The sequence below is a fragment of the Burkholderia sp. 9775_39 genome (assembly GCF_015712225.1).
GTDB classification, from domain to species: Bacteria; Pseudomonadota; Gammaproteobacteria; order Burkholderiales; family Burkholderiaceae; genus Burkholderia; species Burkholderia cenocepacia.
In genome coordinates, this window is the sequence record NZ_JACCQC010000022.1 from 69701 (window position 1) to 82659 (window position 12959).

Annotated in this window: 12 protein-coding genes; 7 read left to right on the top strand and 5 right to left on the bottom strand. The window is 67.8% G+C overall.

What is annotated here, in order from left to right:
• Nucleotides 1-12 precede the first annotated feature (12 nt).
• A complete protein-coding gene (locus tag H0X90_RS26120) occupies nucleotides 13-843 on the bottom strand; it encodes a helix-turn-helix transcriptional regulator (protein ID WP_006495819.1) in 831 nt (276 codons plus the stop codon).
• A gap of 240 nt (nucleotides 844-1083) precedes the next feature.
• Between H0X90_RS26120 and H0X90_RS26125 the strand changes: the two genes are divergently transcribed.
• From H0X90_RS26125 to H0X90_RS26140, 4 genes are all read left to right on the top strand, one after another.
• Nucleotides 1084-2808 (top strand): amidohydrolase, encoded by a 1725-nt coding sequence (locus H0X90_RS26125; protein ID WP_006495818.1) that lies wholly within the window; start codon nucleotides 1084-1086, stop codon nucleotides 2806-2808.
• Nucleotides 2809-2986: 178 nt separating this feature from the next.
• Nucleotides 2987-4102, top strand: a complete 1116-nt coding sequence (locus H0X90_RS26130; protein WP_012493097.1) for a polyamine ABC transporter substrate-binding protein — start codon at nucleotides 2987-2989, stop codon at nucleotides 4100-4102.
• Between the two features lie 88 nt (nucleotides 4103-4190).
• Complete coding sequence (locus tag H0X90_RS26135; protein WP_077189217.1) at nucleotides 4191-5834, top strand: DUF3138 family protein; 1644 nt, start codon at nucleotides 4191-4193, stop codon at nucleotides 5832-5834.
• A gap of 96 nt (nucleotides 5835-5930) precedes the next feature.
• A complete protein-coding gene (locus H0X90_RS26140; RefSeq protein WP_077189216.1) occupies nucleotides 5931-7007 on the top strand; it encodes a C45 family peptidase in 1077 nt (358 codons plus the stop codon).
• A gap of 65 nt (nucleotides 7008-7072) precedes the next feature.
• Here H0X90_RS26140 and H0X90_RS26145 read toward each other — a convergent pair whose 3' ends face one another.
• From H0X90_RS26145 to H0X90_RS26160, 4 genes are all read right to left on the bottom strand, one after another.
• Nucleotides 7073-8464 (bottom strand): MFS transporter, encoded by a 1392-nt coding sequence (locus tag H0X90_RS26145; RefSeq protein WP_077189215.1) that lies wholly within the window; start codon nucleotides 8462-8464, stop codon nucleotides 7073-7075.
• 183 nt (nucleotides 8465-8647) lie between these two features.
• Nucleotides 8648-9511 carry an SH3 domain-containing protein gene (locus H0X90_RS26150; protein ID WP_077189214.1) on the bottom strand — a complete coding sequence of 288 codons (864 nt, stop codon included), beginning with the start codon at nucleotides 9509-9511 and terminating at the stop codon, nucleotides 8648-8650.
• Nucleotides 9512-9551: 40 nt separating this feature from the next.
• Nucleotides 9552-9926 (bottom strand): hypothetical protein, encoded by a 375-nt coding sequence (locus tag H0X90_RS26155; protein WP_077189213.1) that lies wholly within the window; start codon nucleotides 9924-9926, stop codon nucleotides 9552-9554.
• A 17-nt stretch (nucleotides 9927-9943) separates the two neighbouring features.
• Nucleotides 9944-10324 carry a helix-turn-helix domain-containing protein gene (locus H0X90_RS26160; protein WP_077189212.1) on the bottom strand — a complete coding sequence of 127 codons (381 nt, stop codon included), beginning with the start codon at nucleotides 10322-10324 and terminating at the stop codon, nucleotides 9944-9946.
• Nucleotides 10325-10460: 136 nt separating this feature from the next.
• Here H0X90_RS26160 and gstA point away from each other — a divergent pair, with 136 nt between their 5' ends.
• From gstA to H0X90_RS26175, 3 genes are all read left to right on the top strand, one after another.
• Nucleotides 10461-11093 (top strand): glutathione transferase GstA, encoded by a 633-nt coding sequence (gene gstA / locus H0X90_RS26165; RefSeq protein ID WP_077189211.1) that lies wholly within the window; start codon nucleotides 10461-10463, stop codon nucleotides 11091-11093.
• 87 nt (nucleotides 11094-11180) lie between these two features.
• Nucleotides 11181-11567, top strand: a complete 387-nt coding sequence (locus H0X90_RS26170; protein WP_027808257.1) for a hypothetical protein — start codon at nucleotides 11181-11183, stop codon at nucleotides 11565-11567.
• A 91-nt stretch (nucleotides 11568-11658) separates the two neighbouring features.
• Nucleotides 11659-12951, top strand: coding sequence for a TolC family protein (locus tag H0X90_RS26175; RefSeq protein ID WP_077189210.1), 1293 nt, complete (start codon nucleotides 11659-11661; stop codon nucleotides 12949-12951).
• Nucleotides 12952-12959 lie beyond the last annotated feature (8 nt).

Sequence of the window (12959 nt, forward strand, 5' to 3'; positions counted from 1 at the left end):
CGCGCCCCGCGCTCAGCAGTCGACCAGCACCCAGTCGAACAGCTCGCGGCGCGTGCGCACGCCGAGCTTCGCGAACGCGCGCTTCACGTACGACTCGGCCGTCGACAGCTTCACGTCGAGCTGCTGCGCGGCCTCGGGCACCGAGCGCCCGCACAGCATCAGCCGGCAAATCTCATGCTCGCGGCGCGACAACTGCACGTGCTGCCGTTCGAGCCGCGCATCGAAGCCCGCCTGCGACGCGGCATTCACCGACACCGCCGCCACACGCCGTGCCGCACAGGTGCGCGCGTGCAGCTCGAACATCGGAAACAGCAGATCGACCATCTGCCGGAAGTGGAACAGCTCGTCCGTCGTGAACGCGGCCCGCTCGACCGTGCGCGCGAGGCCGAGCGCGTATTGCTGATGCGCATTGCCGTGCACGAGCAGGCATTCCTGAGCGATGCCCGGTTCGTCGAAGATGCGCCGGCGGAATTCGCCTTGCGCGATGCCGGCGACATGGCGCTGCACGAGCAGCGTCCCCGCCTTGCCGCGCAGCGGCGCGACCAGCGGGTCGGTCTGGCAGTAGTCCTGGTAATAGACGTCCATCACGCGCAGCGTATCGGCCGCGAAGCGCAGGCTGCCGCTGCCCAGCCATTCGACGACGAAGCCCGACGTACTGGCCGGGTCCGCGCGCCAGCGTTCGAGATGCACGGCGTCGGCGTCGATGCTGTCGTTGACGAATTCCGTGACCGCATCGACGAAATCCGGCGTGCCGACCGCGCGTAGCGTCGCGCCGAGCGTGTCGGGACGCACGCCGATCAGGTAGTGGCCGCGGGCGGCCGGGTCGGGCTGGAGAAGTCGCATGGTCGGGCGAGGCGGTCGGAGGGGACAGCGCGACGTTACGCGAACGCCGCGCACGCGTCAGCCGGGAATTCACCGGATCAACCGCACGAATTTCGTGCGTTGTCCCCAAAACGACGACAGGACCACGCGGCCGGCTGGCCGGAAATCGCAAAAGCCCCCGCGCCGGGGGGGCATACCGGCGCGAATCGTCTGCCTATAGTGAAAGCGCTTCGAAAACCTGACGACCAGAAAGGACAGGCCATGCAGATTCAACCGACGCCGGCCGCCGCGACGCCGGCGGATTTCGTTTTGACCCACGCGAGGGTTTACACCGTCGATCCGCACCGGCCGTGGGCGCAGGCCGTTGCCGTGCGCGACGGCCGGATCGTGCATGTCGGCGATACCGCGTCCGTGCACGCGTACGTCGGCGCGAACACGAAAGTCGTCGATGCGGCCGGCCGGCTCGTGCTGCCGGGCTTCGTCGAATCGCACTGGCACTTCGAGACGACCGCGTTCGCGTTCCAGGCGTTCGTCAACTACGAGGATCCGCACCAGGTGCTCGCCGCGTTACGCACCTACGTCGAATCGCATCCCGATGAGCCGGCGATCACCGGGATGGGCTGGGTGCAGGCGACGATCCCGCCGGCGATGCTGCGCAAGGAGACCCTCGACGCGGTGTGCGCGGATCGCCCCGTGTGCCTGCTGTCGACCGATTTCCATTCGATGTGGGTGAACTCGAAGGCGCTGGAAATCGCCGGCATCGACGCGTCGACGCCACCCGTGCAGGAAGGCGCGAGCTGGTTCGAGAAGGACGCGGCGACGGGCGAGCCGACCGGGCTGATCGTCGACGGCGCCGCGTACTCGCTGCTGCTGCAGCGGATCAGCGCGGCCGGCCTGCTGCCGACCGGCATCGACCTGTATCTGAAATCGATTCCGCCGTGGCAGGAGAAGCTGTGCGCGGCCGGCGTGACGACCGTGTTCGACGCGGGCTTCTTCGATGCGAGCGGCGACCAGTCGCTGCTGTACGAGACGCTGCAGACGATGGAGCGCGCGGGCGACCTGAAGCTGCGCGTGGTCGGCAGCGTCGCGGTGATCGGCGAGATCGACGATCCGGTCGGCACGCTGGTCCGGTATCGCGAGCGGTACGATTCGCCGCTCGTGAAGGCGCGCGCGCTGAAGCTGTTTCTCGACGGCACCGAGGCGAACCACACCGCGTACCTGCTGGAACCGTATGCGGACCGTCCCGATACCTGCGGCGCGCCGACGATGCCGGCCGACACGTTCAATCGCTATCTGGTCGACGCGGATCGCGCGAACGCGAACGTGATGGTGCACTGCGTCGGCGACGCGGCCGTGCGGATGGCGCTCGACGGCTTCGACGCCGTCAACCGCACGAACCCGCCGCGCGATCGCCGTCATGTGATCACGCACGCGTTCCTCACGCATCCGGACGACATTCCACGCTTTCGTCGCGCGGGCGTGATGGCGAACACGCAGTTGCAATGGGGCGTGGTCGACGCGTACACCGAGCAGTTGCGCGACCACTACGGCCACGAACGCTGGAGCAACATGTACACGTTCCGCACGTTCGTCGACGCAGGCGTGACGGTGTCGATCGGCATGGATGGCCTCGCGTGCCAGTGCCGCTGTCAGCACAAGCCACTCGAACACATCGAGTCGGGCCATACGCGGCAGCTCGCGGGCGAGCCCGATGCGCCGGTGTTCCCGGACATCGCCGAACGCCTGAGCATTCCGCAGCTGATCGCCGCGTACACGATCCACGGTGCGTACCAGCTCGGCATGGAGCACGAGGTCGGCTCGCTGACGCCCGGCAAGCGCGCGGATCTCGTCGTGCTGGAGCGCGACCTGTTCGAGGTCGGGCAATACGACATCGGGCGCATCGACGTCGGGCTGACGATGATGGGCGGCCGCATCACGCACGTGGGCGACGATTTCGGCGCGCGGACGGGCCTGCAGGCGTCGTGAACGGCGGCGGACCGGCGATGCGGCGACGGAAGCTTTCAAGTCGCTTCCGTTGCCGCCGATTGTGCGGCGTGTCCCCCTGTTGGCAGGGCAGACCGGCCAATTTCCTCTGGCTACATTTTTCCGGACCGAAGCACGCGCCGCTCATCGCGGGCGGATCATGACATCGACGGAGGAAAACATGGCAGGGGACTGGAAACATCGGGTGAAGAACGCATGCGCGGCGCTCGCGCTGGGTGGTTTCGCCGGGGCGGGCGTGCCCGTCGCGCAGGCGGCGGACGTCGTCAACGTGTACAACTGGGGCAATTCGATCGGCAAGGCGACGATCGCGAACTTCGAGAAGGCGACCGGCATCAAGGTCGTCTACCAGGAGTTCGATTCGAACGAGACGCTGCAGGCGAAGCTGCTGTCGGGTACGTCGGGCTACGACGTCGTCGTGCCGTCCGACATCTTCTGGGCGCGGCAGTTGCAGGCCGGCATCTACCGCAAGATCGACCGAAGCCAGGTGCCGAACTACGGGCTGCTCGATCCGGACATCATGAAGGTGCTGTCGAGAGATGATCCGGGCAACCAGTTCGGCATTCCGTGGACGTGGGGCACCGACGGGCTGGGAATGAACGTCGAGAAGGTGAAGGCCGCGCTCGGCGCCGACGCGCCGCTCGACAGCTGGTCGCTGCTGTTCGATCCGAAGTACGCGAAGAAGCTGAAGCGCTGCGGCGTGTCGGTGCTCGATTCGCCGGTCGATGCGTTCGGGATGGCGTTCGTGTACCTGAAGAAGGATCCGAACACGACGAACCCGGCCGACTACCAGGCCGCGTACGAGTTGCTGAAGACGGTACGGCCGTACATCACGCAGTTCAATTCGAGCAGCTACATCAACGATCTCGCGGGCGGCGACATCTGCCTCGCGCTCGGCTGGTCGGGTGACGTGAATTCCGCGCGGATCGCGGCCGCCGCCGCGAAGAAACCGTATCGAATCAAGTACGTGATCCCGACCGAAGGCAGCGCGATGTGGTTCGACATGATGGCGATTCCGAAGGATGCGCCGCATCCGGACGCCGCGCTGAAGTTCGTCAACTTCGTGCTGTCGGAGCAGGAGAGCGCCAACCTGACCAACGACACGTCGTATCCGTCGGCCGTGCCGTCGTCGCGGCACCTCGTGCGCGCCGAGGTGACGAGCGATCCGGCCGTGTTCCCGCCCGCCGACGTGATCCGCCGGCTGAGCCTCAGCAAGCCGGTTCCGCCCGAGCTGATGCGGCTGCAGAACCGTCTGTGGACGAAGCTGAAGACCGAGTAAGCCGCCCCGCACACCCGCACCTCTTTCGCGCGCCCCGCCGTCGATCGCGGCGGGCGGGGGCGCGTGCGTCCCGACGACCACCGACACCATGAACATCAAACACATGACGGCGCTGTGCGCGCTCGCGTTCGACGCGACCGCGGCATTCGCCCACACACCGCACGCGACCGACGCGAGCCGGATGAAGGCGTTGCAGGCGCAGGTTACCGCGCTGCAGCGGCAGATGAACGCGCTGCGCGCGAGCATGCTGGCGGCGAAGCCGGCCGGCGCGGCAACGACCGCCACGACTGCCACGACCGCGGCGACCGCGACGACCGCGACGACGGCGACGACGGCGACGACCGCGACGACCGCCGCATCGGCCGGCGCGAAGATCGGCACGATCAACACGGCCGCGGCCGCCGCGCAGGCTGCCGAGTCGGCGCCCGCGTTCACGAACGACGACCTGCAGCAGATGCGCGAGCAGATCGCGAATGCGTCGCTGAAGGTCGATGCGTTGCAGGAGGCGGCGACGACCGGCCCGCTCGCGGGCCTGAGCATCACCGGCTACGTCGATCCCGTGTACCTGTTCAACCGCGCGCAGCGCACGTCCGGCTTCCAGTTCCTGAACCACGATCCGGGCGCGTACGACTACTTCAACAGCACGATCGGCGACGTCTACCTCGACATCAGGAAGACCTTCGGCGTCGGCCCGATGGCGCCGTCGGCGGAGATCGTGATCCAGCCGAACCGCGGCTTCGGCAACGTGTTCAGCAATGCGCACGGCGGCATCGGCAACAACATCGTCACGCAGGCGCAGGTCAACGTGCCGCTCGGCACGACGCGCACGTTCGAGATCGGGATGATGCCGAGCCTCGCCGGCTACGAGGTGCAGCCGTCGAACCAGATGCTCACGCTCACGCACGGATTGCTGTACGACTTCAGCGAGCCGGGCAACCTGGTCGGTATCGGGCTGAAGGGCTCCAACGCGGCGATGACGCGCTTCTGGCAGGTCGTGATCGGCAACGAGGTGCTGCGCACGGCCGGCGCGATCGCGAATGCGGCGAACAACACGACGAAGCCGAACTGGACGCCGACGATCACCGCGCGCTTCGACAACGCGACGTCGACGGCGTTCGACTTCGGCCTCTCCGGGATGCTCGGCCGGCAGTCGCTGTTCTCGCCGTGCGCGGCGGGCGGCTACGGCTACCAGTGCAACGGCTCGTCGCCGACCGGCCTCTACAAGTACGTGGAAGCCGACATGACCTATACGCACGACAAGACGCAGATCAACGCACAGGTCGACTACGGCGAGCTGCAGAAGGGCGCATGGAACGGCGGCACGACGCGCTGGTACGGGATGTCGCTGCTCGGCCATACGAAGTGGACGACGTCGTGGCTCGGCCGCATGGGCGCGACGCTGCGCTTCGACTACCTGAACAACGCGTCGAACGGCGGCGGTGGCACGAACATCCAGTACGGGCTCGCGGGCGGCAACCCGTCGGTGAACGGGTCGAGCGGCTTCGGCGTCGATCCGTCGTGCTTCCAGGGCTCGGCGACGAACGGCACCGAGTGCAAGGGCGCGCAACGCTATGCGATCACGGCCGACCTGTTGTTCTATCCGACGCAACAGATCACCGTGAAGGTCGAATACCGCCACGACGCGGCGAATCATCCGGTGTTCCTGAAGAGCAACGGCACCTATGCGCGCAGCAACGACCTGGCCGGCATGCAGTTCATCTATTCGTTCTGACCGTTCCGACGGCCGGCGCGCGCCGGTTCGTTCGTGGAACGCATCCCATGCCGGGCCGCGCGGGCCCGGCGCTCATTCGACACAGGAGGTTTGATCTTGAAGCTGCACACTTTCGCGACCGACGTCACCGATCCGCGCGAGCGGGGCCGCCTGATCGGCGCGCGCTTCGCGCCGGCGATCCGCGAGACGGTCGCGCTGTATCTCGCGTTCTTCCCGAAGCTCGGCATCGATCCGCAGCGGGCGCGGGCGATCGGCGAGGCGAGCCTCGCGGCGCTCGACGCATGGTGTCCGCGCCTCGCCGCCGAGGTGGAGGCGACCGCCGACGGCGCCGAGCTGCCGCGCTGGCAGCTCGCGTGCCTGAACGCGCGCACCGAGATTCTCGCGACCGCGCCCGCGTCGGCCGAAGGCGAGTGCTCGACGACCGTGTACGCGCCGGCCGGCCCGCATGCGCCGCGCACGCTACAGACGTGGGACTGGCACGACAGTCTCGCGCCGCAGGGGCTGCTGATGCGGTTCGCGACGCCGCAGGGCCGCACCGTCAAGCTGTTCACCGAATTCGGGATGCTCGCGAAGCTCGGCGTGAACGACGCGGGGCTCGGGCTGCACTTCAACATCCTGCATCACGCGAGCGACGACGATGGTGGCGGCGTGCCGGTGCACGCGATCGCGCGACGGCTGCTCGAGGATGCGACGACGGTGCAGGAGGCGGTCGAGCTGGCGCGCACCGCGCGCGTCAGCGCCTCGACGGTGCTGACCGCGTTCACGCGACACGATGCGAACCCGCGCGCGGCGAGCATCGAGCTGAGCCCGTCCGGCGTCGGCGTGGTCGTGCCGCGCCCGGATGGCTGGCTGCTGCATACGAACCACTTCCTCGATCACGCGTTGAGCGGCGGCGAATGCATGCCCGACAGCTCGACCACGCGCGAGCGCTTCGCGCACCTGAACGCGGTCGTGGCGGGGATGACGGGCGCCGATGTGCGCGAACGCGCGGCGGCGATGTGCGGCGCGGCCGGCGACGCGGCCGTGGTGTGTTTCCACCCGGATCGGTCGATGCCCGACACCGAGCGCTGGGAAACGCTGCTGACCGTCGGCATCGATACCGACGCGTGCGCGCTCGACTACGCGGCCGGCAATCCGCACGACCTTGCGCGCGACGGGTTCATGCGGTTCTGACGCGGCGCGCGCGGCGACGGTCGGCAGGGCGGCACGGCGGCACGCGTGGGCCGCCGTTGTGGCGCTCAGGCGTCGATGCGCTCGACCTTGCCGACGAGCAGCCCGTACGACAGGCTGCCCGCGAGCGCCATCGCGGCGATGTAGGTGATCGCGTGCGAGAAGTCCGCACCGTCGACCAGCAGCCCGATCACGATCGGCGTCGCGATCGCGGACAGGTTGCCGACCAGGTTGAACACGCCGCCCGTGAGGCCGAGCAGCCGTGCAGGCGCGAGCCCCGACACGAGCGACCACGTGATCGACGCGAAGCCGTTGCCGAAGAATGCGATCGTCATGAACGCGATTACCCAGCCGGTCGAGCTCACGTAGTTCGCGCCGATGATGCAGGTCGAGATCAGCAGCCCCGAGATGATCGGCAGCTTGCGCGCGAAGCCCTGCGATGCGCCGCGCCGCGTCAGCCAGTCCGACAGCACGCCCGAGCACAGCACGCCGACGAACGCGGCGAGGAACGGCAACGACGCGAGGAAGCCCGACTTGATGAAGTCCATCCCGCGATACTTGACGAGGTAGGTCGGGAACCACGTGAGGAAGAACCACAGCGTCGAGTTCAGCGCGAACTGGCCGAGGTAGATGCCCCACAGCTTGCGCCGGCCGAGCACGACGCCGAGGTCGCGCCACGTCGACGGCGCGCGTTCGCTGCGCGCCGCGACGCGGTCCTCGAGATCGACGAGGCCGCCGCCGTCGCGGATCAGCGCGATTTCGGCCGCGTTGACGCCGCGCAACGCGCGCGGCTCGCGATATACCGCGTACCAGATCGCGGCCCACGCGATGCCGGCGAGGCCGGTCGCGACGAACACCATGTGCCAGCCGAGATGCACCTGCAGCCACGCGAGCACCGGCGTGAGGAACGCGAGGCCGACGAACTGGCCCGACGTGTAGCCGCCGATCGCGCTTGCGCGTTCGCGGGTCGGGAACCACGTCGTCACCACGCGGTTGTTGATCGGGTAGGCCGGCGCTTCGAGCGCGCCCACCGCGAGGCGCAGCACGATCAGCGCGACGAACGAACCGGCGAAGCCGAGCAGCAGCGTCGCGGCCGACCACAGTGCGAGCGCGCCCGCATACAGCACGCGCGGCGAGACCTTGTCGACGAGCCAGCCGCCCGGAATCTGCATCAGCGCATAGGTCCAGCCGAACGCGGAGAACACGAGGCCCGCGCGAACCGGATCGATGTTCAGTTCCTTGAACAGCTCGGGCGCCGCGATCGACAGGTTGCTGCGGTCGAGATAGTTGATCACGACGGTGACGAACAGCAGCGCGAGAATCAGCAGCCGCTTGCGGCTCGGCGGCGTGGTGGCGGTCGCCGCCGCGGTCGCGCGGGCGGCGGATTCGGATGCGGCGCCGGTGCGCGCGGATGCCCGCTCCGGCGGGTTGGCATGGGTGCGTGACGCGGATTGGGCCACGGTCGTCTCCTGTGTTCTATGTTCCGGCCGGCGCTCGCGAACGAGGTGGCCGAATCGAATGGCATTGGGGCGAACGTTAGAGCCGTGGCGCGGCGTGCGTCAACATTTGGGCAGGCATCCCTATTAATGGGACGTCTTGCGTTCAGTATGTGGGACAGGGCGACGAAGGCAGCGCATCCTGCATCAGTCGGCCATCGCCTCCTTCGTGCTGACCCAGCCCTGCACGGCGCCAGCGCGCGGGTTGCGATATCGCACCTTCAGCCACTGAAAATCGTCGCTCGCATCGATCAGCTCCACCTTGTCGCCCGCGACGACGTAGCGGCGCGTGGGCGCAGCACGCATCGCATCGTGCAGCGGCAGGCGCGCCGGGCGTACCTTGAACGCGACCGTGCCGCCGTCATGACCCTGCGGGCGGCGCGACACGCGCTTGCCGTGCTCGTCATAGGTGAGCAGCATCGACGACGGGCCCGATTCGCCGTCGAGCAGATCGCGCAGGTCGTCGGGGACCGCTTCGCTGGTTTGATACAGATACATCCTGCCGGTGCCGTCGAAACGGTACGCATCGGTGTACCAGATCGGGCCACCGCGACACGAGCTGTACAGCGTGCGCGCTTTCGGCTTCGCTTCGACGTTGATCAGCGCGTCGCAATTGCCGTGGGGCCCGTCGCCCGCCGGCATCTTCAGCGGCTCGAACCGCTGGCGCGCGGCGTCGTACAGGTAGATGCCGTATTGCTCGTTGACCATGCCGAGCATCGCGCGCATCGTGAGATCGCGACGACCGTCGAAGTTGTAGTCGTCGGTCGCGAGGTGATAGCGGCCTTCCTCGTCGGCGGCCGTGACGTCGAGCGTCTGCGTTTTTCCGCTCGGCAGGAAACGGACCGTGACGTGCGCGCCGTCCGCGCGCTCGACGCGGGCCGTGACGGTGTCGTCGACCTTGAACTCGAGCAGCGGCTTGGCCGCGTGCGCGGCGGGTGCGATCGACGCACACGTGGCGAACAGCAGCGCGGCGACACGGGGAAGCGGGCGGAATCGCGGGGAGCGCGTCATGAGCGGGCGTCGTGGCGAAGGAAAACGGGTGGGCGACCGGTCAGCGCGGCGTGCTGTCGTCGCGATAGCCGCTCTTGCCGACGAAGATCTCCTTCAGCGCGGCGCGCAGCGTGACCGGATCGTACTGGCCGGGCGCGAGATGGATCACGTAACGCGTCTGGCCGTCGAGCCGCGCGGCGACGCCGGGCTCGATCTCGACGTCGATCGTATCGTCGGTCAGCCGCACCGACAGATCCTTGACGCGCACGTTGAGCTGGTCGCGCACCATCACTTCGATTAGCGCATCGTCCGGAAAGCGCGACAGCGCGAAGCAATAGTCCTGCTCGGCATCGTGACAGTAGATATTGGCGAAGCTTTCGTCGTCGTCGAGGTCGGACGTGGCCGCGCCGACGGTAGCGTGCAGTTCCATGAGCATCGATTCCTGCTGAACGGTTATTTGTGAGCGTGCATCGTCGTTTCGATCGCAGCCGCGGCGTCGGGCATTGCGTCGGCGTGCGCGTCGCGTGCCTTCAGCCACAGCCCGAATTCGCGCATCACGTCGACCACCGGCCGCAGCCGCTCGCCGTCCGCGGTGAGATCGTACTCGACGCGCACCGGCACTTCCGGATAGACGGTGCGCCGCACGAGCCCCGCGTCTTCCAGCGCGCGCAGGTCGAGCGTCAGCATGCGCTGCGAGATGCCCGGCATGTCGCGCCGCAGGTCGCTGAAGCGGCGCGGCCCGTCGAGCAGATACGACACCAGCAGCAGCCGCCAGCGGCCGCCGAGCAGGCGCATCGCTTCTTCAACGGAACATCCTGTCGCACTCGTTTTCATCGCGCTGAATCCTGGTCGGTAAATTTTTTGTGACTACGGCACAAACGACTGCCGTCTTCTCAGCCGTGTGCCGATGCGAGATATTAGCGCCCGCGTCGCGGCGAATCGATACATGGACAACCCACGAAGGAAACATATGAAGCTCTATCACGCTCCCGGCAGCTGTTCGCAGGCGATCTGCATCGTGCTGCGCGAAGGCGATATCGACGCCGAGATCGTCAAGGTCGACGCGCGCAAGCATGTCGTCGACGGCGGCCGCGATTACTACGACGTGACCGAACTTGGCTACGTGCCGCTGCTCGAACTCGACGACGGCACGATACTGCGCGAAGGGCCGGTGATCGCGCAGTATCTCGCGGACCAGCGCCCGGAAGCCGCGCTTGCGCCCGCTTATGGCACGCTCGCGCGCTACCGGCTGATGGAATGGCTGAACTTTCTCGGCACCGAGATCCACAAGGGCTTCATCCCGCTGCTGTATGCGGTGCAGGCGGGGAAGTACGTCGAACCCGTGCGGCAGAAGCTCGACAGCCGCTTCGCATGGATCGACCGCCAGCTCGACGGCAGGACGTTCCTGACCGGCGATACGTTCACCGTCGCCGATGCGTACCTGTTCGCGCTGACCGGCTGGGGCAAGGCCGACTGGATGCGCTCGGTATACAACGCGGATATCGACCTGAGCCGGCATGCGCATCTGCGTGCGTGGTACGAGCGGGTGCGGGAGCGGCCGGCCGTGCAGGCGGTGCTGGCGGCGGACAAGCTGTTGCGATGACGCGCGGCCGCCGCAGCGGGGAGGGCGCGTCGTTTCGCCGTAGCGACGCCGCGCCATGCCGCAACAGTGCGCGCTATAATCGCCGCCATGAAACTGCTTCGGACCTTCATCCTGCTGCTGCTGTGCGCGGTGCTGCCCATCACGGGGCTGGCAGCCAGCGGCCTGACCGGTGAATGTCCGATGCAGCACACGATGTCGATGGACGCGGACACGGGCATGAACATGGCCATGTCCGCCGAGATGAGCGATTGCGATTCGATGCAGCCGCCATCCGCCGATCACGCGAAGGCCAAAGCCAAGGGCATGGCCTGCAAGGTGACGGCCCAATGCCAGTTCGGCAGTCTCTACCACCCGGCCGCCCGCGCCGACGTCAACCGTCCCGCTGCATTCGCCAGCACGATCGTCTTCCACTACACGCAGTCCGTCCCAGCTCGCGACCCGAACGGGTTGTGGCGCCCGCCACGCATCAGCTGATCCCGATTTGACCGGTTCGCCGCGCACGCGGTGAGGTTCGTCCTGCGCGCAGGACGTGGAATCCCTTTGGATTCCGATTTGGGGTTACACCATGTCATTCGTTTTCCGCACGCTGCGCATGCCGCGTGCAGGTCGGCGCGCGCCCGTACCGTGGGCCGCGCTGCTGGTGGCGGGCGCCGTTCACGCGCAGCAGTCGCCGCTGACACTCGACGCCGCGCTGCAGTCCGCCACCGATCGTTCCGCGTCGATGCAGGCCGCACAGGCTTCCGTGCTCGCGCGTTCCGAAGCGGCCGTCAAGGCCGGCCAGTTGCCGGACCCGATGCTCAAGGCCGGCATCGACAACCTGCCAATCAACGGTGGGCAGCGCTTCACCGTCGGCCAGGACTTCATGACGATGCGCCGCATCGGCATCGAGCAGGAATGGGTGTCCGGCGACAAGCGGCGGCTGCGTACCGCGCTGGCCGACGAACAGGTCGGCCGCGAGCGTGCCGGCTATCTGATGCAGCTCGCGGCCGTGCGCCGGCAGACCGCGACGGCGTGGCTCGATGCCGTCTATGCGAAGCAGGCGCTCGCGCTTCGGCAGGCGCTGCTCGGTCACATGAACCATGAACTCGACGCGACGCAGGCGTCGTATCGCGGCGCGAAGGCGAGCGCGGGCGACGTCGTGCAGGCCCGCGCGATGCTCGCGCAGACGCAGGACCAGGTGCTCAAGGCACAGCAGGCGTATCGCACCGCGCTCATCGCGCTGGCCCGCTGGACGGCGGTGCCCGTGACGGATGTGGCCGGTACGCCGCCCGCGCCCGAATCCTTCGTATCGTCGTTGCCGCCGGACGAACTGCGCCTGTCGCAGCCGGCGCTCGTCGCCGCCGCGGACGATATCGCGGTGGCCGAAGCCGACGCCGCGGTCGCGAACAGCGAGCGCAGCCCCAACTGGACGTGGGAAATCGCGTACCAGCAGCGCGGCGGCGCGTATTCGAACATGGTGTCGGTCGGCGTCTCGATCCCGCTGCCGCTCAATCGCAAGAATCGCCAGAACCGCGACGTCGCCGAAAAGGCGGCGCTCGCGACGAAGGCGCGCCTGATGTACGAGGACACGCTGCGCCAGGTGCAGGCCGACATCCGTACGCAATCGGACACGCTGGCGAGCGGCCGCGAACGCATCGCGAACCTCAGCGCCGCGCTATTGCCGGCCGCCGACCAGCGCGTGCAGCTCGCGACGGCGGCGTACCGGGCCGGCACGGGGTCGCTCGCCGACACGTTCGCCGCGCGACGTGCGCAACTCGAAGCGCAATTACAGGTGCTCGATCTCAGGCGCGACGTGTCGCAGACCTGGGCACAGCTCGAATATCAGGTCGTGCCGTCGGCGATGGCCGCCGCGCAGTGAAGGAGATG

Coding starts and splice junctions, on each gene's coding strand:
- H0X90_RS26120 (WP_006495819.1), bottom strand. CDS start 843: ATGCGACTTCTCCAGCCCGACCCGGCCGCCCGCGGCCACTACCTGATC.
- H0X90_RS26125 (WP_006495818.1), top strand. CDS start 1,084: ATGCAGATTCAACCGACGCCGGCCGCCGCGACGCCGGCGGATTTCGTT.
- H0X90_RS26130 (WP_012493097.1), top strand. CDS start 2,987: ATGGCAGGGGACTGGAAACATCGGGTGAAGAACGCATGCGCGGCGCTC.
- H0X90_RS26135 (WP_077189217.1), top strand. CDS start 4,191: ATGAACATCAAACACATGACGGCGCTGTGCGCGCTCGCGTTCGACGCG.
- H0X90_RS26150 (WP_077189214.1), bottom strand. CDS start 9,511: ATGACGCGCTCCCCGCGATTCCGCCCGCTTCCCCGTGTCGCCGCGCTG.
- H0X90_RS26155 (WP_077189213.1), bottom strand. CDS start 9,926: ATGCTCATGGAACTGCACGCTACCGTCGGCGCGGCCACGTCCGACCTC.
- H0X90_RS26160 (WP_077189212.1), bottom strand. CDS start 10,324: ATGAAAACGAGTGCGACAGGATGTTCCGTTGAAGAAGCGATGCGCCTG.
- gstA (WP_077189211.1), top strand. CDS start 10,461: ATGAAGCTCTATCACGCTCCCGGCAGCTGTTCGCAGGCGATCTGCATC.
- H0X90_RS26170 (WP_027808257.1), top strand. CDS start 11,181: ATGAAACTGCTTCGGACCTTCATCCTGCTGCTGCTGTGCGCGGTGCTG.
- H0X90_RS26175 (WP_077189210.1), top strand. CDS start 11,659: ATGTCATTCGTTTTCCGCACGCTGCGCATGCCGCGTGCAGGTCGGCGC.